This window comes from Streptomyces sp. NPDC050388, from assembly GCF_040655635.1.
Classification (GTDB): Bacteria; Actinomycetota; Actinomycetes; order Streptomycetales; family Streptomycetaceae; genus Streptomyces.
Genome location: NZ_JBFAKH010000009.1, coordinates 84352 through 106047, shown reverse-complemented (window position 1 = coordinate 106047; position 21696 = coordinate 84352). Strand labels below are relative to the sequence as shown.

The following is a 21696-nucleotide window of genomic DNA, read 5'->3' as shown; positions in this document are numbered from 1 at the left end:
GAGTGCCGAAGACAGCGAACGGCCCCCGTAACTCTTTCGAGTGACCGTCGTTGAGAGTGCGAGGCGGTTGAAGGAACAAGCGCTCGGGCGGGTGTCCGAAGCGGTCGACCGCACAGGTGACGATTTCGTACCAGCCTGGAGGCACAAGGTGACGCGCATCAGCTGCGGAGGGCGGCCATGACTTCCGTCCTCGTCTGCGACGACTCCCCGCTTGCCCGAGAGGCGCTGCGCCGCGCGGTCGCGACCGTGCCCGGCGTCGAGCGCGTGACGACGGCCGCCAACGGCGAGGAAGTCCTCCGCCGCTGGGGCGCCGACCGCTCGGACCTGATTCTGATGGACGTACGCATGCCCGGCCTGGGCGGTGTCGAGACCGTCCGGCGGCTGCTGTCCGCCGATCCCGGTGCGCGCATCATCATGCTCACCGTCGCCGAGGACCTCGACGGTGTGGCACTCGCCGTGGCCGCCGGCGCCCGCGGTTATCTGCACAAGGACGCCTCGCGCGCGGAGTTGCGCGCGACGGTCACCCAGGCACTCGCCGACCCGACCTGGCGGCTCGCCCCGCGGCGGCTGCGCTCGGCGGAGATGGGCGCCGCGCCCACGCTCACCGCGCGTGAGATCCAGGTCCTCGAAGGCATGAGCCACGGCCGCTCCAACGCCGAGATCGGCCGCGAGCTGTTCCTCTCCGAGGACACCGTCAAGACGCACGCCCGGCGGCTCTTCAAGAAGCTCGGCGCGTCGGACCGGGCTCACGCGGTGGCGCTCGGATTCCGGTGGGGCCTGGTGCGCTAGGGCCTGTCCTTCGGATCGGACCGGTCCCGGTGTACGACATCGAGCGGCGGCCCGCGGGTACGCGGATGCCCCGCGCGGGCCGTTCCCGCCCGGACCGCACCCGCGCGGGGCCGCGCCGATGACGGGCGGCGCCACCGGTGCGAACCGCCGCCGCGCCGCCGGGTGCGGCGCGCGGTCCGGCGGGGCGGGCGCGCGGTCCGGCGGGGCGGGCGCGCGGCTCGACCGCCCTGGACCGATCCGGACGACAGGTCCTACGGCCGTCCGCTCATGCCTCGTCGGCAGAGGCGCGGAAAGCACGGCCCACCAGGGCACCGAAGCCGACCGCCGGGTGCCCTGTGCCTGTTTCGCCGCGGATGACGCATCCTTGAGGTGTGGAGTTCCTCGGGGACGAGTCGGTCGAGCGGGAGGGGAGGGCGCAGGGGATGAGTTCCGGCGCACCTGCTCATAACGCTTCGGTGCACAACAAGGGACGTGGTGCCGCGGAGCAGGGGCCCGCAGGGCACCATGGACCGATGCGCGACGACGAGGCGGGCACTGCCCAAGGGGCGATCGGTGCGCTCGTTCACCGCGCTGTCGACGGGGACGAGCAGGCGACCCACGATCTGCTCGCCCATGTTCACCCCCTGGCGCTGCGGTACTGCCGCACCCGCCTGTCCCGGCTCCCGGGTGACGCCCGGCACTTCGTCGAGGACCTCGCCCAGGAGGTCTGCGTGGCGGTGCTCCTCGCGCTGCCCCGCTACAGGGACACCGGCCGTCCCTTCGAGGCGTTCGTCTTCGCCATCGCCGCGCACAAGGTGGCCGACCTGCAGCGCGCGGCGATGCGTCATCCCGGTCTGACAGCCCTACCCTCCGACGAGATGCCCGAGCGTCCCGACGATTCCCTCGGCCCGGAGGAGCGCGCTCTTCTCAACAGCGACGCCGCATGGGCCAAGAAACTGCTGGCCAACCTGCCCGAGAACCAGCGCGAGCTGCTTCTGCTGCGCATCGCCGTGGGCCTCACAGCGGAGGAGACCGGCCAGATGTTGGGAATGTCACCCGGCGCCGTCCGGGTCGCCCAGCACCGTGCGCTGAGCAGGCTGCGAGCTTTGGCGGAGCAGTGACCGCCACTGCGGAAACCATCCGCCGCCCGGTGCGCCCTCGGGCGCTGAACGGGCACCCGGACGATTCCGTACGAACATACGAAGACCGGAGCCGTGCGGGACCGTGGAATGAGACACTCCCACTTCCCGTTAGCATGGACATCCGCACCGATCAAGGCCATTTGGGGAAGGTGTCATGACTGCGAACGTCGACGGAGTGCCCGGAAAATTCGCGACACTCGGGCTGACCTACGACGACGTGCTGCTGCTGCCGGGTGCATCCGAGGTGCTCCCCAACGCGGTCGACACCTCGTCCCGCATCTCGCGCAACGTCCGTGTGAACATCCCGCTGCTCTCGGCGGCCATGGACAAGGTGACCGAGTCCCGCATGGCGATCGCGATGGCTCGCCAGGGCGGTGTCGGCGTCCTGCACCGCAACCTGTCCATCGAGGACCAGGCCAACCAGGTCGACCTGGTGAAGCGCTCCGAGTCCGGCATGGTCACCGACCCGATCACCATCCACCCCGACGCCACGCTTGCCGAGGCCGACGCGCTGTGCGCCAAGTTCCGCATCAGCGGCGTCCCGGTCACCGACGGCAACAAGAAGCTGCTCGGCATCGTCACCAACCGTGACATGGCCTTCGAGACCGACCGCTCCCAGCAGGTGCGCGACGTCATGACGCCGATGCCGCTGGTCACGGGGCAGGTCGGCATCTCCCGCGTGGACGCCATGGAGCTGCTGCGCCGTCACAAGATCGAGAAGCTTCCCCTGGTCGACGACGAGGGCGTCCTCAAGGGCCTCATCACGGTCAAGGACTTCGTGAAGGCTGAGCAGTACCCCCATGCCGCGAAGGATGCGGAGGGCCGCCTGATCGTCGGTGCCGCCGTGGGCGCGAGCCCCGAGGCGCTCGAGCGCGCCCAGGCGCTCGCCGAGGCCGGGGTGGACTTCCTGGTCGTCGACACCTCCCACGGCCACAACAGCAACGCTCTCAGCTGGATGTCGAAGATCAAGTCGAGCGTCGGCATCGACGTGATCGGCGGCAACGTCGCGACGCGTGACGGCGCCCAGGCGCTGATCGACGCCGGTGTCGACGGAATCAAGGTGGGTGTGGGCCCCGGATCGATCTGCACCACCCGTGTGGTCGCCGGCATCGGCGTTCCGCAGGTGACCGCCATCTACGAGGCGTCCCTCGCGGCCCGCCCGGCCGGCGTGCCGTTGATCGGTGACGGCGGTCTGCAGTACTCCGGCGACATCGGCAAGGCACTGGCCGCCGGTGCCGACACGGTGATGCTCGGCAGCCTCCTCGCCGGCTGCGAGGAGTCCCCCGGTGAGCTGCAGTTCATCAACGGCAAGCAGTACAAGTCGTACCGCGGCATGGGCTCGCTCGGCGCCATGCAGTCGCGCGGCCAGGCCAGGTCGTACTCGAAGGACCGCTACTTCCAGTCCGACGTCGCCTCCGACGACAAGCTCGTCCCCGAGGGCATCGAGGGGCAGGTGCCCTACCGCGGTCCGCTGGCCAACGTGCTGCACCAGCTTGTCGGCGGTCTGCGTCAGACCATGGGCTACGTGGGCGCCGCCACCATCGAGGAGATGGAGACCAAGGGCCGCTTCGTGCGGATCACCTCCGCGGGCCTCAAGGAGAGCCACCCGCACGACATCCAGATGACGGTCGAGGCACCGAACTACAGCCGCAAGTAGGCAGTGGCCTCCCGAGGGCGGCCCCGGAGTGTCCGGGGCCGCCCTCGCCGTATGTCCGGCGCGCCGACTGCCACGGCCGTCGGGGATACTGGAAGGCGCTGCAACGCATCAGGGAAAGGCCACAGACGTGACTGAGATCGAGATCGGGCGAGGCAAGCGGGGCCGCCGGGCGTACGCCTTCGACGACATCGCCGTCGTCCCCAGCCGCCGTACGCGGGACCCGAAGGAGGTCTCGATCGCCTGGCAGATCGACGCCTACCGCTTCGAGCTGCCCTTCCTGGCAGCCCCCATGGACTCGGTCGTCTCGCCGGCCACGGCGATCCGCATCGGCGAGCTCGGCGGCCTCGGTGTGCTGAACCTCGAAGGGCTGTGGACGCGGTACGAGGACCCGCAGCCGCTGCTCGACGAGATCGCCGAGCTGGACGCCGAGTCGGCCACGCGCCGTTTCCAGGAGATCTACGCCGCCCCCATCAAGGAGGAGCTGATCGGGCAGCGCATCAAGGAGGTGCGTGACTCCGGCGTCGTCACCGCGGCCGCGCTCTCCCCGCAGCGCACCGCCCAGTTCTCCAAGGCCGTCGTCGACGCGGGCGTGGACATCTTCGTGATCCGCGGGACGACGGTCTCCGCGGAGCACGTCTCCAGCTCGCACGAGCCGCTCAACCTGAAGCAGTTCATCTACGAACTCGACGTCCCGGTGATCGTCGGCGGCTGCGCCACCTACACCGCGGCCCTGCACCTGATGCGCACCGGTGCGGCCGGCGTCCTGGTGGGCTTCGGCGGCGGTGCCGCACACACCACCCGCAACGTGCTGGGCATCCAGGTCCCCATGGCCACCGCGGTCGCCGACGTGGCCGCCGCCCGCCGTGACTACATGGACGAGTCCGGCGGCCGGTACGTGCACGTGATCGCGGACGGCGGCGTCGGCTGGTCGGGCGACCTGCCCAAGGCGATCGCCTGCGGTGCCGACGCGGTGATGATGGGCTCCCCGCTCGCGCGCGCCACCGACGGCCCGGGCAAGGGCAACCACTGGGGCATGGAAGCCGTCAACGAGGAACTGCCCCGTGGCAAGAAGGTCGACCTGGGCACCGTCGGCACCATCGAGGAGATCCTCACCGGCCCGTCCCACACGTCCGACGGCTCGATGAACCTCTTCGGTGCCCTGCGCCGCGCCATGGCCACCACCGGGTACAGCGAGCTGAAGGAGTTCCAGCGGGTCGAGGTGACGGTGGCGGACTCGCAGCACCGGCGATGACGTGATGCCGCGCTCGCTCTGAGCACGGCGGACGCCCTTGAGAGTGACGACGGGCCCGGCCACCACGACGGCATGTGGGGCGGCCGGGCCCCGTCGTGTGTCCGGTGGGGGAGTGGTGAGGGCGCGTGGCGCGGTAAGGGGGCGTGCGGTTGCTTTCGGGGTGAATACCGGGGGAAAGGCCGTTTCGAGTCGATGGTGTCCGTGTCCGGCGGCTCAGTTCTCGGGGTCGCCCCCTTCCAAGGACACGTTCCGGACCTCGCCCTTCGGGGCCCGGACCGATTCCGAACGGACCGCCCAACCGGGCTGACGGGCGGCCTCGTGGAAGGGGGCGTGCCCATGGGTCGCCACCGCGAGCCCACCCGCTGGAACCGGATCCGTCTGTGGACGGTGGAGTGCCGGAGGGGGTGGATCTTGCGGATCTTTGGATGGTGAGCGGCCACCCCTACGAGAATTAGGGGTGGACACTCCGTGATCCATCCGGAGCCTGCCGCAGTCAGCCGCTGCGGTGGGCTCCACCTGAATCCCAAGGTACCCACGCTGAGTGCCGCCCACCACCAGCCCTTGGAGCGCGAGGCGTCGTGGACGCCCCCTCTCACAACCGGTGCGCCGCCCCCGTCGGGGTGGCCCCGCGCGTGTCCAGCAGCAGCTGGGCCTTCACCGACAGGCCCTGCAGGTCGTACGTGCGGTGCTGCTGGAGCAGGATCGTCAGGTCGGCGTCGGCGGCGGCCTCGTACAGGGAGTCGGCGCGCGGGAGGGGGCGGTCGAGCACGCTCCAGGACGGGACGTGCGGGTCGTGGTAGCTGACGGAGGCGCCCAGCTCCATCAACCGCGTCGCGATCTCCTGCGCGGGGCTGCCCTGCTGGTCGGCGAGGTCGGCCTTGTAGGTGACGCCGAGGAGCAGCACGCGTGCGCCGCGTGCCGACTTGCCGTGTTCGTTGAGGAGGGCGGCGGCACGCTGTACGACGTAGTGGGGCATCCGTCCGTTGACCTGCTGGGCGAGTTCTGCCATCCGCAGGGTGCGGCCGGCGTGGGCGGTCAGGTCCTGTGCGACGGCGTGGCCGCCGACGCCGGGGCCGGGGCGGAAGGCGTGGAAGCCGAAGGGTTTGGTCTCCGCGCAGCGGATGACGTCCCACAGGTCGACGCCCAGATCGTGGCAGAGCACGGCCATCTCGTTGACGAGGGCGGTGTTGACGTGCCGGAAGTTGGTCTCCAGCAACTGCACGGTTTCCGCTTCCCGTGGGCCGCGCGCGCGTACGACCTTGTCGGTGAGCCTCCCGTAGAACGCGGCGGCCGACTCGGTGCAGGCCGGGGTGAGCCCGCCGATGACCTTCGGGGTGTTGGCGGGGGTGAAGTCGCGGTTGCCGGGATCGACGCGGCTGGGGGAGTAGGCGAGGTGGAAGTCGCGGCCCGCGCGGAGCCCGGATCCGGATTCGAGCAGGGGGCACAGGAGTCCCTCGGTCGTCCCGGGTGGGGCCGGCGACTCGAGGATCACCGTGGTGTGCGGGCGCAGCCGCGCGGCCAGGGTGCGGGCGGCCGTCTCCACCTGGCTGAGATCCAGCCCGCCTTCCGCGCCGGGTGGGGCCGGTGCGCAGATGACCGCCGTCCGTACCCGGCCGAGTTCGACCGGGCTGGTCATCACCCGGAACCCCTGCGCGACCATGCGGCGCAGTTCGGCGGGGCTGAGGGAGGCGGCCTCCGGGCCGGTCCGGTAGCCGATGGTGGGGATGCCGGCGGCGACGGCGGCCTGGGCCAGGGGCAGGCCGTACGGGCCGAGTCCGATGACGGCGAGATCTGCGGGCATGGCGTGGGCCGTCCTTCCCAGTAACCGAAGTGGGACAGGCGCGCAAGCCCTGTGGACAGAACGAGCGAGCGCAATGTCAGACTAGGAGTAAATATGACCGATTTGCTGTATTGATCGGTCGAGTTTCGGCGAGTCGCCGCGAGGGTCGTCCACAGGCTGGGAGTACGCGGTGGCTGTGGTCGGGCAACCCGGCCAGAATTTGGGCATGAGGGAGGGGGAACCGGGCTTCGCCCCACGGGTGCGGCCGATGCGACCGACGAGCGGGAGGCAGCGGTGAGGACAGCGACACTGGGACCGGCGGAGCGCGCCGAGTCACTCGCATCCATGGCCGAGCGTGAGCTGGACGTCCTGGTGGTGGGCGGCGGTGTGGTGGGTGCCGGCACCGCGCTCGACGCCGTGACCCGTGGTCTGTCCACGGGTCTGGTCGAGGCGCGTGACTGGGCGTCGGGCACCTCCAGCCGGTCCAGCAAACTGATCCACGGCGGTCTGCGTTACCTGGAGATGCTCGACTTCGCCCTCGTACGGGAGGCATTGAAGGAGCGTGGCCTGCTGCTGGAGAAACTCGCTCCGCATCTGGTGAAGCCGGTGCCGTTCCTCTACCCGTTGCAGCACAGGGGCTGGGAGCGGCTGTACGCCGGGGCGGGCGTCGCGCTCTACGACACCATGTCGATGGCCCCCGGGCACGGACGCGGGCTCCCCGTGCACCGCCACCTGAGCCGTCGTCACGCACTGCGTGTGGCACCGTGTTTGAAGAAGGACGCCCTGGTCGGGGCGTTGCAGTACTACGACGCCCAGATGGACGACGCCCGGTTCGTGGCGACCCTGGTGCGCACCGCGGCGGCGTACGGCGCGCGAGTCGCCAACCGTGCCCGGGTGACCGGTTTCCTGCGCGAGGGCGAACGGGTCGTCGGCGCCCGGGTGCGGGACGTCGAGGGCGGCGGGGAGTACGAGGTCCGTGCCAAGCAGGTCGTCAACGCCACCGGAGTGTGGACCGACGACACCCAGGCGATGGTGGGCGAGCGGGGCCAGTTCCACGTACGGGCCTCCAAGGGCATCCACCTGGTCGTCCCCAAGGACCGCATCCACTCCACGACCGGGCTCATCCTGCGCACGGAGAAGTCCGTCCTGTTCGTCATCCCGTGGGGCCGGCACTGGATCGTCGGGACCACGGACACCGGCTGGGACCTCGACAAGGCACACCCGGCCGCGTCCAGCGCGGACATCGACTATCTGCTCGAGCACGTGAACTCGGTGCTCGCGGTCCCGCTCACCAGGGACGACGTCCAGGGCGTGTACGCCGGCCTCCGGCCGCTGCTCGCAGGGGAGTCCGACGCCACCAGCAAGCTGTCGCGGGAGCACACCGTGGCGCATCCCGTCCCCGGACTCGTCGTGGTCGCGGGCGGCAAGTACACGACGTACCGGGTGATGGCCAAGGACGCGGTGGACGAGGCCGTGCACGGTCTCGACGTACGCGTCGCCGCCTGCGTCACCGAGGACATACCGCTGGTGGGCGCCGAGGGGTACCGGGCGTTGTGGAACGCGCGGGCGCGGATCGCCGCGCGCACCGGACTGCATGTGGTGCGGGTCGAGCACCTGCTGAACCGGTACGGGACGCTGGCGGAGGAGGTCCTGGAACTGGTCGCCGAGGACCCCTCGCTGGGCGAACCGCTGCAGGCGGCCGACGACTACCTGCGCGCCGAGGTCACCTACGCCGCCTCGCACGAGGGGGCGCGTCACCTGGACGACGTGCTGACCCGGCGCACCCGCATATCGATCGAGACGTTCGACCGGGGTACGCGCAGCGCACGGGAGGCCGCCGAGCTGATGGCGCCGGTGCTGGGCTGGGACAAGGACCGGATCGAGCGCGAGGTGCGGCACTACGAGAAGCGGGTGGAGGCCGAACGGGAGTCGCAGCGTCAGCCGGACGACCTGACGGCGGACGCGGCACGGCTGGGAGCGCCGGACATCGTTCCGATGTAGGCCGGCGCGAGTCGGGGTGCTTCCGCTCGAGCTTCACTCGAACGAGTGTCGTGGACTGGGATCTCTGTCCGGAACCCGGGCGTTCTACCAGGTGCGGGGGCAGAACTCGGCCGCGAGTACCGCGGGTACGAGACCGGGGTCCGCCATCGCGTCCGTGTTCACCCGGAGGGTGAGGACATGCCCGCCGTCGGCGGTGGTCGCGGTGCGCACGTAACTGCCGGAGATGTGTCCGTTGTGCCCCCACACAGTGGTGCCGCACGGAAGCTTCACGGGGAACAGGCCCATGCCGTACGAGCCGTCTGCGGCGCGGGTGTCGAGCATCTCGCGCAGTTGGCGCGGGGGCAGCAGTTCACCGCCGAGCAGACTCGCGTAGAAGCGGTCCAGATCGGTGAGCGTGGTCACCAACTCGCCCGCGGCGCCGGCCACCCGCGGGTCGAGTTCGGTGACGTCGGTTCCGTCGGTGGCGTAGGCGCGGCCGTGCGGAGAGGGCAGAGAGGTGCGGGAGCCGGGGAAGGAGGTGCCCGTCAGACGCAAAGGAGAGATGATGCGCCGCTCGGCCTCGGCGGCATACGAGCGGCCGGTGACGTGTTCGACGACCAGGCCGAGCAGGACGTAGTTGGTGTTCGAGTAGGCGAAGTGGCCGGGGTCGGCCGGGGAGTGGGTGAGTGCGATACGCAGTGCCTGACGCGGAGTGACGGGGGCGGTGCCACCGGTGTCCTTGGCGAAGTCGTACAGGCCGCTGGTGTGGTTGAGCAGGGAACGCAGGGTCAGCGTGCGGCCGTCGTTGCCCGCTCCTCGCACCAGTCCCGGAAGATGTTTCTCCACGGTGTCGGAGAGCGACAGGCGGTGCTCGTCCGCCAGTTGCAGGACGACCGTCGCGATGAACGTCTTCGTGACGCTGCCGGCACGGAAGTGGTCTGCCCGGGTGATGCCCTCGCCGGCGGAGGCATAACGCGGGCCGGCCTCCCCCAGGGCGAGGAGGGCCGCCGCCGGGGCCCCGCCCTGTGTGACCAGCAGCGGGAGGAGTGCGTCCGCCGGCGGGACCGGCAGAGTCGAGGGAGCGGTCGGGGGCAGGGCGAGCGAAGCCACGGACACAGCGATGGCCAGTAGCGTCCGAGGCGGCGGCATCCCGGTTCCTCTCTCGTCGGAGGGACATCATGCAAGGCCGCGGAACATGTCCTTCACCCGGGTTCCGGGTGCGCCGGGCGTGAGGCGTCGCCAGGGGCACCCTGGGCGTGGAGCACTTGTCGGGTGAGGGACAATGAAGGCTCTGTCAGGGCGGGTTGCATGAGGGGACGCATGTCGGAGCCGGAGCGGGCGGGGACACCCCGTCAGGACGAGAGCGCACGTCTCCTCGCCGGGCGGTACCGGCTGGGAGATGTGCTCGGCCGCGGCGGCATGGGGACGGTGTGGCGAGCCGTGGACGAGACCCTGGGGCGGACGGTCGCCGTCAAGGAACTCCGGTTCCCGTCGAGCATCGACGAGGAGGAGAAGCGGCGGCTGATCACACGGACGCTGCGCGAGGCCAAGGCGATCGCGCGGATCCGCAACAACAATGCAGTGACGGTCTTCGACGTGGTCCAGGAGGATGACCGGCCCTGGATCGTGATGGAGCTCGTCGAGGGCAAGTCGCTGGCCGAAGCCATCCGGGAGGACGGCCTGCTGGAGCCCCGGCGTGCCGCCGAGGTCGGGCTCGCGGTGCTCGACGTGCTGCGCTCCGCGCACCGAGAGGGCATTCTGCACCGGGACGTGAAGCCGTCGAACGTGCTGATCGCCGAGGACGGCCGGGTCGTGCTCACCGACTTCGGCATCGCCCAGGTCGAGGGCGACCCGTCCATCACCTCGACCGGCATGCTCGTCGGCGCCCCCTCCTACATCTCTCCGGAGCGGGCCCGTGGGCACAAGCCGGGGCCGGCGGCCGATCTGTGGTCACTCGGCGGGCTGTTGTACGCGGCGGTGGAGGGTGCGCCGCCGTACGACAAGGGTTCCGCGATCGCGACGCTCACGGCGGTGATGACCGAGCCGCTCGAGGAGCCCAGGAACGCGGGACCGCTCAGGGACGTCATCTACGGGCTGCTCAACAAGGACCCTGCCCAGCGGCTCGACGACACTCGCGCGCGGGCCATGCTGAGCGCGGTGATCCACGCACCCGGGGGCAAGCGGAGCGACCCGGAACCGGCGGACGCGACGAAGGTCGTGCCGCTGCCCGAACAGCCCGGTGGGCGCGCCGGTGGTGGAAGCAAGCGGGGCGAGGAGGCCGGGGAACGGCTGCGCGGTGCGATGCGTTCCGTGCGGAAGGCCGCGGTGGCCGCCGGCTCGGCCGGTGCCGCGGCGGCGACACGCGCCAAGTCCGGCAGTGACGCCGGCAGTTCGGCGGCCGGCACGGCCCCTGCGGCCACGGTGTCCGGAACCCGGCCTGAGGGACGGCCGACTGTGGGGTCCCCCTCGGGTTCCGGATCGGCCTCGACACCGGGTTCGACCCGCGGCTCCGGTGCGGACTCGGGCCCGACGCCGCACCCGGCACCCGGCGGGCCGTCCAACAGGACTTCGGAAGCGCGGAGTTCGGGGTGGCCCGTGATGGCGCCGCCGGATCTGCCGGCGAGGTCCGCGCCGAAAGCGTCGCTCACCGACGTGGTGCCGCGGCGGACGCTGGTCGTCATCGCGGTGGTCGTGGTGCTCGCCGTGCTCGGTACCGTGCTGGCCATCGTGCTCAACAGCGATGGCGACGAGAACGGTGCGGGGGCGAAGGGCGGCGGCACGGACAAGGTCGCCTCCAGTCAGGCGCCCAGCGCCGACACCAGGAACGCCGAGGGCACCGAGGCCGAGGCCGACACCAAGAAAGCCGAGGACGGTACCGGTACCGACGGTGCGGCGAACGGGTCGGTGGACCCGGGAAACGGCACGGGAGGGGAACCGGAATCCGGCGACGCCGGTTCGGAAGAGAGCGCGGCGGACGATCCGGCCGGGGGCGGCGAGGGCGCCTCGGCGGTGAAGGCGACGCACAACGGGAGCCAGGGGTACTCGATCGGTCTGCCCGAGGGCTGGAAGTACCGGTCGACGGACGGGGCCGGGGACCGCTTCACCGGGCCCGACGGACAGAGGCTCCTCGTCGCCTGGACGTCCACGCCGAAGGGCGACCCGGTGGCCGACTGGAAGAACCAGGAACGCGGCATGGTGCGTCCGCAGTACAAGAGGATCCGCATAGAGGCGGTGGACTACCGGGGGTGGAACACCGCCGACTGGGAGTTCACCTACGTGGACGGGGGGACGAAGTACCGGACCATCGACCGGGGGTTCGTCGTCGACGGCCGGTACGGGTATGCGCTGATGTACTCGGCGAAGGCCGCCGACTGGGACGGCGGGCAGCGCAAGGAGACGTGGCAGGTGCTGACGCAGTCCTTTGAACCCAAGTCCTGAGCACGGGTGACCGCTTGATCGGGGAGTGAGATGTGGCATCCCCTCTCTGCGGGTTGCCCCCGGCACGTATCGTGAGTGTTCGCGGGCCGTACGCAGCCGGAACGGGCCGCTGGGCGAGCGGAACCGACCGACCATACTGCCGGGGGAGGCACAGTGGACGAATACGCGGGACGAGTTCTCGCTGATCGCTACCGTCTGCCGCTGCCGCCCTCCGACGAGTACGAACTGACCGAGACCCGCGCCTTCGACACCTACAGCGGACAGGAAGTCCTGGTCAGGCAGGTGCCGTTGCCGGAAGTCGTCGAAGCCGAGGTGCTCGACGCGGAGGGGCTGCCCGACGGTTTCACGGCGCGTGACGGAAGCGTCCGGCGGACCGCCGGACGTACCGGCGATCGCGTGGGCGCACGACGGCCCACCGATCCCGTGGCGCGGCGCGCGGTCGAGGCCGCGCAGGCCGCGGCGGCCATCCCCGACCATCCGCGGCTGGACCAGGTCTTCGACGTGTTCGCGGAGGGCGGTTCCCTGTGGATCGTCAGCGAACTGGTGTCCGCCCGCCCCCTGGCGGCGCTGCTGGCCGAGCAGCCGCTGACTCCGTACCGGGCGGCCGAGGTCGCCTCGGACGTCCTGATGGCGGTGCGGGTCCTGCACGCCCATGGCTGGGTGCACCGGAACATCACCCCGCGCACGGTGCTGGTCTGTGACGACGGCCGGGTGATGCTCACCGGCCTCGCCGTCGGCGCGGCGGAGGAGGCGCTGTGCGGGTACGACCCGGTGCCTGCTGAGGACCCCCTCGTCGCGCACACTCCCGCCTCGGGTACTCCCGTTCCGGATGCCGCGGTGCCGGGGGCGGGAGCGACCGGGGAGCTGGGACCGGTAACACCCACGGGCACGGGCATGGGCGCTTCGGCTCCGCAGCGCACTCCGTCGTGGCCTCCCGGCTTCACGGCCGACTCGGACCCGAACCCCGACGCCGCGCGGCGGGCCGCCATCGAGGCGCGGGCCGGCCGGTTGCCCGGTGGCGGGACGGCGAACCCGGCCGACGGCGCCTCCGCCACGGCGGCCCCACGGCCCGTCGACAGCGCCGAAGACGTCAGGGCCGCGCGCGCGGGGGCGATCGCCGCGTACCGGGCGGGCACCCGCGCCGCCGCCCGGGTGCAGGAGGCACAGCGGACAGGCCGGGCCGCCCTGCCCGGCGCCGGGCAGACCGGCGGGACCGGTGTGCAGGCCGGGGCGGTTCCGCCGGGGCAGGTAGCCGACCCCTACGGCGTGGGAACCGTCGGCGGATCCGGCGCCACCCCTCGCGGCGGACCCGACGCCGCGTTGCCGCCCGGCGGTTCCACGTCAGCACCCGCGCTCAGCCCCGCGACCGGTGCGGCGGACTCGGGAGGCTTCGCCCCGTCCGGCGGGGCCACCCCGCCCGCCCGCTGGGACGAGTCGGCGGTCCACACACCCGCGCGCCGGGTCCCCACCACCGCACTGGCCGCCGAGCGGGCACGGCAGGCGCGGATGGCCGTCGTCGGCCCCGTGACGGAGCGGTGGGCACCGGAGCAGGCCGGGCCCGTGCACGAGAACTGGCAGCTGGCCGCGCCCATCGGCCCCGCGACCGATCTGTGGGCTCTGGGCGCGCTCCTGTTCCGGGCCGTGCAGGGCCACGCGCCCTACCCGGAGGAGTCGACGGCCGAACTGGTGCAGATGGTGTGCGCCGAACCCCCCGCGTTCGCCGAGGAGTGCGGGCCGCTCAGGCCGGTCGTGGAGTCGCTGCTGCGTCAGGACCCCACCGAGCGGCTGGACTTCGAGGAGTTGCGCGGCTGGCTGCGTTCACTGGTGCGGTCGGCGCCCGAGCCGGAGGCCGGCGTACACGTCATAGCGGCACCACCGGTCGACACCAGCCGTCTGCCCGTCGTACGGCGCCGGGGCGAGCTGGTGCGCAGACGCCGCGCCGCACTGCCCGCGCACCACGGACGGCACAAGCGGGCCAAACAGGAGTCGGGCTCCCCGCGACGGCTGGGCCGCACCCTGCTCCTGCTGGTGCTGTTCGCCATGGCCGCGGCGATCGCGTACGCCGTCCTGTTCATGCCGAAGGCCGGAGAGGAGACCGGAGGCGCGGGTACGGCCGACCGTACCGGCGCCTCCGGAGAGGTCGGTGAGGCATCTCCGTCGCGGGAGGCCGGCGGAGCGCCGGGCGTCGGCGACTCCTCGACGAAACCGGACGACTCGAAGAACCCGAAGGGTGGCGCCGAGGAGTCGGCCGCGTCCAACGAGACGCAGACCACCGGCCCCGGCGCCGCCGAGGGCTTCACCCTGCGCGAGGACCCGGAGGGTTTCCGGGTCGCCGTCGCCGAGGGCTGGCAGCGCACCGGGAAGAACGGCAGCGGCCAGGTCGTCTACTCCAGCGGCGACTTCGAGTTGATCGTCGTACCGGGCCGGGACAGTGCCTCGCGGTACGGCGACGATCCGATGGCCTATCAGCGAGACGACGAGCGTGAGCTCCAGCCGTACCGCGATTCCAGCTGGGCCACGTCCACCGGGCTGAAGACCATCGAGGTGGGCGGACGAACCATGGCCGAGGGACAGTTCACATGGACCGGCGGCGACGGGGGCGAGCTGTACGTCCGTAACCTCGCGACGCTGATCGACGGCCGGTACCACGTCGTACAGGTGCGTGGCCCGGAGGGCGAACGGGACGAGGTGAGCCGGCTGTTCGAGCAGGCGTCGACGACGTACCGGTTCACCGGCTGACCGGGGAAGCGGCGAGGAAGCGGCAGGGAGGCCCCCGAGGGCCGCACGCCTCCGCAGGTGCTTCGGTTGCCTCCCGTCCCGCACAGCGACAACCATCACAGTGCGGTCTCCATGGCCCCCCTTCGGTTCCCAGGGCCGACCCGGGTACCTACCCTGACGTTGTCAAGACCATTGCGGGGCAAGGTGAATGAGATACAGGATCGGCTCGTCGCGGGCCGCTACCGGCTGGGCGAAGCCATCGGCAACGGTGGGATGGGCCGGGTGTGGCGCGCGCATGACGAGGTGCTGCACCGATCCGTCGCGGTCAAGGAGCTGACCGCCGCTCTCTACGTCTCCGACAGCGAGCAGGCCACGCTGCTGGCGCGCACCCGCGCCGAGGCGCGCGCGGCGGCACGGATCAACCACTCCGCGGTCGTCACGGTGCACGACGTACTGGAGCACGACGGCCGCCCGTGGATCGTCATGGAGCTGGTCGAAGGCCACTCGCTCGCCGACGCCGTGAAGGAGCGGGAGCGTGTCGAGCCCCGTGAGGCGGCACGGATCGGCCTGTGGGTGCTGCGCGCCCTGCGGGCCGCGCACGCCGCCGGTGTGGTGCACCGTGACGTCAAGCCCGGCAACGTGCTCCTCGGTGGCGACGGACGCGTGCTGCTCACCGACTTCGGCATCGCGCAGATAGAGGGTGACACGGCGATCACCCGGACCGGAGAGGTCGTCGGCTCGGTCGACTACCTCGCACCCGAGCGCATCCGCGGCCAGGACCCCGGACCCTCCTCCGACCTCTGGGCGCTCGGCGCCACGCTGTACACGGCGGTGGAGGGCAGATCACCGTTCCGCCGGACGTCCCCGCTGACCACCATGCAGGCGGTCGTCGAGGAGGAGGCCGGTGAGCCGCGGTACGCCGGCCCGCTCGCACCCGTCATCAGCGCACTCCTGCGCAAGGATCCGGCCATGCGGCCCGACGCGGCGGCGACCGAGCAGATGCTCGCCGAGGCCGCGGAGGGGCGTCGGCCGAACTCGGCGCAGACGTACGTGCCGACGCAGGCCGTCGGCACACCCGCACCCGCACCTACACCTGCACCTGCACCTGCACCCGTGCCGACGCCGTACGGGCCCGAGGCGGGTGTGGGTGCCACGGCCGTCCAGCCGCCTTCCACGGCCGTGGCCGCCGGAACCCGGCGGCGCGGACGCCCGCGCCTGATCGCCCTGGTCGTGGTCCTGGCCGCACTCGCCGGCGGGAGCGCCGCGGTGCTGCTGCACGAGGGTGAGGGCAACGCACAGGGCGGTGGCGGTACTTCGGCGGCGCCTTTCGGCACGACCACGCCCGACGCGACCAGTGGTACGGGCGACGACACCGAGCAGACGGACGGCCTGCCGGAGGGCTGGGTGCGCCGCACCGATCCCTTCGGCTTCAGCATCGTCCTGCCCGGCGAGGACTGGGAGCGGGTCGTCTTCGACGAGGAGACCCGCCAGGTCGACTACACGCCCGACGGTGGCAAGCACTTCATCCGTATCGCCGCCGACGAATCCCCCGACTTCGACGATCCGTACGAGCACCTGAGAGACCTGGACCAGCAGATAGGACAACGGCTGGTCGACTACCGGCAGGTGGGTCTGGAGCGCCGCGTCTACCGCGACCGCAAGAGCGCGCGGCTCGAGTACTCCTGGACAGCGCTGCCCAAGGACACGGAGTTCCCGGGGTCGTACCGGGCCGTCGACCAGATGTACCTCTCGCGCGACGGGGTTGAGTACGCGCTCTACATGGCGGCCCCGGCCGAGGACTGGGCCACGACGAGCAAGCAGTTCGAAACGATCCTGCAGGGGTGGCGCGAACCTCAGTAGCCGGGCGCGCTTGGCCGAATAGGCCTACCGGAGGGAACACATCCGGTGGGGCATGATGGGCCCATGGGGACCGAGGGGGAGCCCGGAAACGGGACGGCACGGAACAACGCCCGTGTCATAGCGGGACGTTACCGGCTGGAGGAGAGACTCGGCCGCGGTGGCATGAGCGTGGTGTGGCGGGCGACCGACCAATTACTCGGGCGTGACGTCGCCGTCAAGGAACTCCCCCTCGACGAGACGCTCTCCGCGGCGGAGGCCCGGCGGCAGCGGGACCGTACGCTCCGTGAGGCACGCGCGCTCGCCCAGTTGAGCCACCCGCACATCATCGTCGTCCACGATGTCGTCGAGGACGACGAACGTCCGTACATCGTCCTGGAGTTGATCGACGGCGGATCGCTGGCCGACCGTATCGCCACGCGGGGCCCGGTCGACGCCGCGGAGGCCGCGCGCATCGGCATCGACCTGCTCGGCGCGCTCCGTGGCGCCCACACGGCGGGTGTCCTGCACCGTGACCTCAAACCCGCGAACGTGCTGCTGGAGCGCGGCACCGACCGGGTCGTCCTCACCGACTTCGGGATCGCCCAGGTGGCGGGGGCCACCACGCTCACCGAGTCCGGTTCCTTCGTCGGCTCGCCCGAGTACACCGCCCCCGAGCGGATGTCCGGGGCCAGGACCGGCCCCGAGTCCGACCTGTGGTCGCTCGGCGCCCTGCTGTGCACGGTGCTCAGCGGTGAGTCGCCGTTCCGCCGGGACTCGATCGGCGGGGTCGTGCACGCGGTCGTGACCGAGGAGATACGGCCGCCCGCGCAGGCCGGTCCGATCCTGCCCGTCGTACGAGGCCTGCTGGAGCGCGACCCCGACCGACGGCTGGACGCGGACCGGGCCGAGGGGATGCTGCGGGCCTTCCGCGAGACGGGCCGCACACCGGAGCACCCGCCGCTCGGGTACGCCGTGGCGGCGGAGGCCGGGGGGCGGGCGGCCGGCGGGGCAGGGGCGGCCGGCGGAAGCGGGGCCGGGGAAGGAGTTGCCGGAGGATGGGCCGGGCGTTCCCCGGCCGACGGCCTCGCCGGGGAACGCCCGGCCCGACAGCCCACGCGGAGCGTGCTCGTGGCCGCGCTGGCCGTCGCCGCGATGGCGGGCGCCGGGGTGTCCGCGGCGGCGCTGCTCCTGGACCATGACGGTGACGGGAGCGGAGGCGGAGGAGGCGGTACGCCGTCCAGCACGGGACCGCGGACGCCCGCGAGCCAGTCCCCCGAACCCCGTCCGTCCGATACACCACGCCCGTCCCGCACGGGTCACCCGTCGGCCACGGTGTCTCCCACAGCGGTGCCTCCCACGACCGTCCCCACGGCTCCCGGCGCGTCCGTCACGTCCGATACGTCGCCCGACGCACCGTCCGATACGCCGTCCGGTGTGACGTCCGACGCGACGTCACCGGCCGCATAGTGGCGTAAACGGGAGATAAGCCGCAGGCGGAGTCACGGGTCTGTGACCGGACGGTGTTCGAAGTGGCTCCGTGAGGGGTTGGCGCGATATGGATGGAGCATGAGCAGCCACGGGGGAGCCCGCCACGGCGGAGTAGACGAGCCGACGAGTTTTGATCTGCAACCGCCGACCCCGAACCCGGGCCGGGTTCCGAACCCGACCGCGGCCATGCCGCATCCCGACAACCCGTACGCGTCCCCCACGCAGGTGGTGCCGCCACAGGCGCACACCCGGCAGGGACCGCCGCCGCAGCCGCCCCACTCGCCGCCGCCCTCCTCACAGCCGTCGCAGGACCCCGGCGTCGGTCGGCTCATCGCCGGTCGTTACCGGTTGCTCTCCAAGCTCGGGCACGGCGGCATGGGCACGGTGTGGCGTGCCGCGGACGAGACGGTGGACCGCGAGGTCGCCGTCAAGGAGCCCCGCGTCCCGGACCATCTTCCCGAACGCGAACGCGAACGCGCCAACGCCTTCGAGCGGATGCGCCGCGAGGCCCGTGCCGCGGCCCGGCTCGACCACCCGGCGGTGGTCAACGTCCATGACGTCGCGGTCGTGGACGGACAGCCGTGGATCGTGATGGAGCTGGTGCAGGGCCGCTCGCTGGGTGCCGTACTGCAGGAGGAGGGCACCCTCTCCGCGCGCGAGGCGGCCAGGGTCGGCCTGGAGGTGCTCGGCGCGCTGGAGGCCGCGCACGCGGCCGGCATCCTGCACCGGGACGTGAAGCCGGACAACGTGCTGCTCGGCCGGTACGACCGGGTCGTCCTCACCGACTTCGGCATCGCCCAGATCGAGGGCGAGACCAACCTGACCGACACCGGCGGCTTCGTCGGTTCGCCCGAGTACATCGCGCCGGAGCGGGTGTTGGGCCAGCGCCCCGGCCCCGCCTCCGACCTGTGGTCCCTCGGCGTCGTGCTGTACGCGGCCACGGAGGGGGTCTCGCCGTTCCGCCGCAGCAACACGCCCGCGACACTCCAGTCCATCCTCAACGCCGCGCCCGCGCCGCCGGCCGCCGCGAAGGGGCCGCTGGCCGAGGTCATCACCGGACTGCTGCAGAAGGACCCGGTGCACCGCCCGAACGCCGCGCAGGTCCGAGTGCTGCTGGAAGCAGTGGTCAACCCGCCCGTGCCCCCGCCCACGCAGGTCGTCCACTCCCCGGGCTTCGGCGACGGGTCCGGGCCCGCTTCCGGCGGCAAGGGTGGCGTTCGAATCGGTTACAGGACGCTGGCCGGTCTGGGGACGGCGGTCGTCGCCGGAGCGGTGGCCGCGTACCTGGTGATCGCGGACCCCTTCGCGGGCCCGCTGCCGGACGGCTGGGAGACCCACAAGGAGGAGGACGTCGCGGCGTCCGTGTCGGTGCCGAAGGGCTATCAGAGGTCCGTGCCCGACCGGAAGACGGACCAGGACCACTGGGTCAGGTACACGGACCACAGCGGCAGCATCTGGGTCGGTCTGACACTCGAGCGGAAGGCCGAGGACACCGGTAACGACATCGAGGGGTCCGCCGACGCCGAGATGTACGACGACAACAAGCGCTTCAAGGAGAGCGGCAACTACTCCCTCGACATGCCGGAGAACCCGACGACGGACCCGAAGCCCAAGCTCACCCACAAGGGGAAGCCGGCCGCGGAGAACACCGTCGTCTACACCACGGACGACAGCCAGAACCCCCGCCCGCGCGAGATGCGGATCTTCTACTACATGACCTCCGCCGAGGACATGTACAAGCTCACCATCAGCTACCCGGGCAAGGGCGACTTCACGGAGCGCGGGCGTGAGGTGGCGCAGACCGTGATCGACAACCTGGAGGTCGAGGAGTCCGCCAAGAAGTCCGCCGAGGAGCCGGTCGACGAACCCTGAACCGATCAACGTCCTGATCAGCGGGTTTGTTGCCAGCGTTCACTGGCGTGGTCTGTGAGTGGTCCGTGAATCTGTTACCGGCGGGTACACAAAGCGTCCGCGTGGGCATACCCTGCGGCTCATGACGGACGTGCAGACCACCCCGGACACCACCGGCACCAACCCTCTCGCCCCCGCCCCGGCGGGCGCCCGCACCGCGGCCGACGTGGTCACTCCCGAACTGGTCGCCCAGCTCACCAAGGGCGTCGTCGGTTCCGGGCGGACCGCCAACCACACGCCCTTCACCGGCCGGAAGCTGGCGGACCTCCCCGAGTCGACCCCCGAGGACGTGGAGCGGGCCTTCGAGGCGGCCCGCACCGCCCAGGCCGTGTGGGCGCAGATCCCGGTACGGCGGCGCGCCGCCGTTCTGCTCCGGTTCCACGACCTGGTGCTCGAACGCCAGGCCGAGGTGCTCGACCTGATCCAGCTGGAGACCGGCAAGGCCCGCCTGCACGCCCACGAGGAGGTCCAGGCCGTCGCCGTCGCCGCCCGTCACTACGGCCGCCGGGCCGCCGCGTATCTGCGGCCCAAGCGCCACGCGGGTGCCGTTCCGGCCCTCACGAAGGTCACCGAACTGCGTCACCCGCGCGGTGTCGTCGGCCAGATCGCGCCCTGGAACTACCCGCTCGAACTGTCCGTCGGCGACGCGCTCCCGGCGTTCGTCGCGGGCAACGCGGTCGTGATGAAGCCCGACACGGAGACCTGCCTCACCGCGCTCTGGGCCCGTGACCTGCTGATCGAGGCCGGACTGCCCGCCGACGTCTTCCAGGTCGTGCTCGGCGAGGGGCCGGTCGTCGGTCCGGAGGTCGTCCGGCACGCCGACTACGTCTCCTTCACCGGCTCCACCCGCACCGGCCGCGAGGTCGCCCGGAGCGCCGCCGCCCGCCTGGTCGGCGTCTCCCTCGAGCTCGGCGGCAAGAACGCCATGCTGGTCCTGGAGGACGCCGACCTGGACAAGGCCGCCGCCGGCGCCGTCCGCGCCTGCTTCTCCTCCGCGGGCCAGCTCTGCATCTCCATCGAGCGGCTGTACGTCCACGAGTCGGTCGCCGACGCCTTCCTGGACCGCTTCGCCGCCCGGACCCGCGCGATCCGCCTCGGCACTTCCCTGAGCTACGGCGCCGACATGGGCTCCCTGGTCGGCGAACGCCAGCTGGACGCCGTCACCCGGCACGTGGAGGACGCCGTCGCCAAGGGCGCCAAGGTGATCGCGGGCGGCACGGCCCGGCCGGACGTCGGGCCGTACTTCTACGAGCCGACCATCCTCGACGGCGTCGAGGAGTCCATGACCGTCTGCGCGGAGGAGACCTTCGGCCCGGTCGTCTCCCTCTACCGCTTCGGCTCCGACGACGAGGCCGTCGAACGCGCCAACTCCACCCCGTACGGCCTGAACGCCTCGGTCTGGACGAAGGACGCCCGGCGCGGCCGCGAGGTGGCCGGCCGGCTGCGCACCGGCACGGTCAACATCAACGAGGGGTACGCGCCCGCCTACGGCAGCGCCCAGTCGCCGATGGGCGGCATGAAGGACTCCGGTCTCGGCCGCCGGCACGGCGCCGAGGGCATCCTCAAGTACACGGAGGCCCAGACCGTCGCGCACCAGCGGCTGCTGCCGATGGCTCCCTCCCTCGGCCTGGACGACGAGCGGTACGCGGAGTTCATGAGCCGGAGCCTGCGTCTGATGAAGGCATTCCGTTTCCGCTAGCCCGCCCCACCCCGACCGGGCCGA

Annotated in this window: 12 protein-coding genes and 1 pseudogene; 11 read left to right on the top strand and 2 right to left on the bottom strand. The window is 71.6% G+C overall.

Translation table 11 applies throughout. From position 1 onward, the window contains the following. Positions 1 to 177 precede the first annotated feature (177 nt). The 4 genes from AB0I73_RS07460 to AB0I73_RS07445 all read left to right on the top strand — a co-directional run bounded on the left by AB0I73_RS07460 (position 178) and on the right by AB0I73_RS07445 (position 4819). Positions 178 to 789, top strand: coding sequence for a response regulator transcription factor (locus AB0I73_RS07460; RefSeq protein ID WP_003948568.1), 612 nt, complete (start codon positions 178 to 180; stop codon positions 787 to 789). Positions 790 to 1301: 512 nt separating this feature from the next. Further along, entirely contained in the window at positions 1302 to 1889 is a 588-nt protein-coding gene (locus tag AB0I73_RS07455; RefSeq protein ID WP_363034727.1) for a sigma-70 family RNA polymerase sigma factor, read from the top strand. Between the two features lie 175 nt (positions 1890 to 2064). Further along, a complete protein-coding gene (gene guaB, locus AB0I73_RS07450) occupies positions 2065 to 3567 on the top strand; it encodes an IMP dehydrogenase (protein ID WP_363034725.1) in 1503 nt (500 codons plus the stop codon). 127 nt (positions 3568 to 3694) lie between these two features. Then, the gene (locus AB0I73_RS07445) at positions 3695 to 4819 is read left to right on the top strand and encodes a GuaB3 family IMP dehydrogenase-related protein (RefSeq protein WP_109377721.1); all 1125 of its coding nucleotides are present in this window, start codon (positions 3695 to 3697) and stop codon (positions 4817 to 4819) included. A gap of 592 nt (positions 4820 to 5411) precedes the next feature. Here the strand turns inward: AB0I73_RS07445 and AB0I73_RS07440 are convergent. Next, positions 5412 to 6620 carry a nucleotide sugar dehydrogenase gene (locus AB0I73_RS07440; RefSeq protein WP_363034723.1) on the bottom strand — a complete coding sequence of 403 codons (1209 nt, stop codon included), beginning with the start codon at positions 6618 to 6620 and terminating at the stop codon, positions 5412 to 5414. Between the two features lie 273 nt (positions 6621 to 6893). Here AB0I73_RS07440 and AB0I73_RS07435 point away from each other — a divergent pair, with 273 nt between their 5' ends. Then, a complete protein-coding gene (locus AB0I73_RS07435; protein ID WP_109377723.1) occupies positions 6894 to 8600 on the top strand; it encodes a glycerol-3-phosphate dehydrogenase/oxidase in 1707 nt (568 codons plus the stop codon). A gap of 84 nt (positions 8601 to 8684) precedes the next feature. Here AB0I73_RS07435 and AB0I73_RS07430 read toward each other — a convergent pair whose 3' ends face one another. Then, positions 8685 to 9728: a serine hydrolase domain-containing protein gene (locus AB0I73_RS07430; RefSeq protein ID WP_363034720.1), complete on the bottom strand. Its 1044-nt coding sequence runs from the start codon at positions 9726 to 9728 to the stop codon at positions 8685 to 8687. 171 nt (positions 9729 to 9899) lie between these two features. On the opposite strand from AB0I73_RS07430, the gene AB0I73_RS07425 reads away from it, so the two are divergent. The 6 genes and pseudogenes from AB0I73_RS07425 (at position 9900) to AB0I73_RS07400 (ending at position 21672) form a co-directional block, all read left to right on the top strand. Next, on the top strand, positions 9900 to 12017 hold the full coding sequence (locus AB0I73_RS07425; RefSeq protein ID WP_363034718.1) for a protein kinase: 2118 nt from the start codon (positions 9900 to 9902) through the stop codon (positions 12015 to 12017). A 153-nt stretch (positions 12018 to 12170) separates the two neighbouring features. Next, positions 12171 to 14756, top strand: coding sequence for a protein kinase (locus AB0I73_RS07420; RefSeq protein ID WP_363034716.1), 2586 nt, complete (start codon positions 12171 to 12173; stop codon positions 14754 to 14756). 192 nt (positions 14757 to 14948) lie between these two features. Continuing rightward, positions 14949 to 16595 carry a serine/threonine-protein kinase gene (locus AB0I73_RS07415; protein ID WP_363034803.1) on the top strand — a complete coding sequence of 549 codons (1647 nt, stop codon included), beginning with the start codon at positions 14949 to 14951 and terminating at the stop codon, positions 16593 to 16595. Between the two features lie 63 nt (positions 16596 to 16658). Then, positions 16659 to 17831, top strand: a pseudogene (locus AB0I73_RS07410) (serine/threonine-protein kinase); the annotation flags it as partial. Positions 17832 to 18140: 309 nt separating this feature from the next. Further along, entirely contained in the window at positions 18141 to 19934 is a 1794-nt protein-coding gene (locus AB0I73_RS07405; RefSeq protein WP_363034714.1) for a serine/threonine-protein kinase, read from the top strand. Positions 19935 to 20055: 121 nt separating this feature from the next. Continuing rightward, positions 20056 to 21672 (top strand): succinic semialdehyde dehydrogenase, encoded by a 1617-nt coding sequence (locus tag AB0I73_RS07400; protein WP_363034712.1) that lies wholly within the window; start codon positions 20056 to 20058, stop codon positions 21670 to 21672. The last annotated feature ends 24 nt before the right edge of the window (positions 21673 to 21696 follow it).

Coding starts and splice junctions, on each gene's coding strand:
- AB0I73_RS07425 (WP_363034718.1), top strand. CDS start 9,900: ATGTCGGAGCCGGAGCGGGCGGGGACACCCCGTCAGGACGAGAGCGCA.
- AB0I73_RS07440 (WP_363034723.1), bottom strand. CDS start 6,620: ATGCCCGCAGATCTCGCCGTCATCGGACTCGGCCCGTACGGCCTGCCC.
- AB0I73_RS07455 (WP_363034727.1), top strand. CDS start 1,302: ATGCGCGACGACGAGGCGGGCACTGCCCAAGGGGCGATCGGTGCGCTC.
- AB0I73_RS07405 (WP_363034714.1), top strand. CDS start 18,141: ATGAGCAGCCACGGGGGAGCCCGCCACGGCGGAGTAGACGAGCCGACG.
- AB0I73_RS07460 (WP_003948568.1), top strand. CDS start 178: ATGACTTCCGTCCTCGTCTGCGACGACTCCCCGCTTGCCCGAGAGGCG.
- guaB (WP_363034725.1), top strand. CDS start 2,065: ATGACTGCGAACGTCGACGGAGTGCCCGGAAAATTCGCGACACTCGGG.
- AB0I73_RS07400 (WP_363034712.1), top strand. CDS start 20,056: ATGACGGACGTGCAGACCACCCCGGACACCACCGGCACCAACCCTCTC.
- AB0I73_RS07430 (WP_363034720.1), bottom strand. CDS start 9,728: ATGCCGCCGCCTCGGACGCTACTGGCCATCGCTGTGTCCGTGGCTTCG.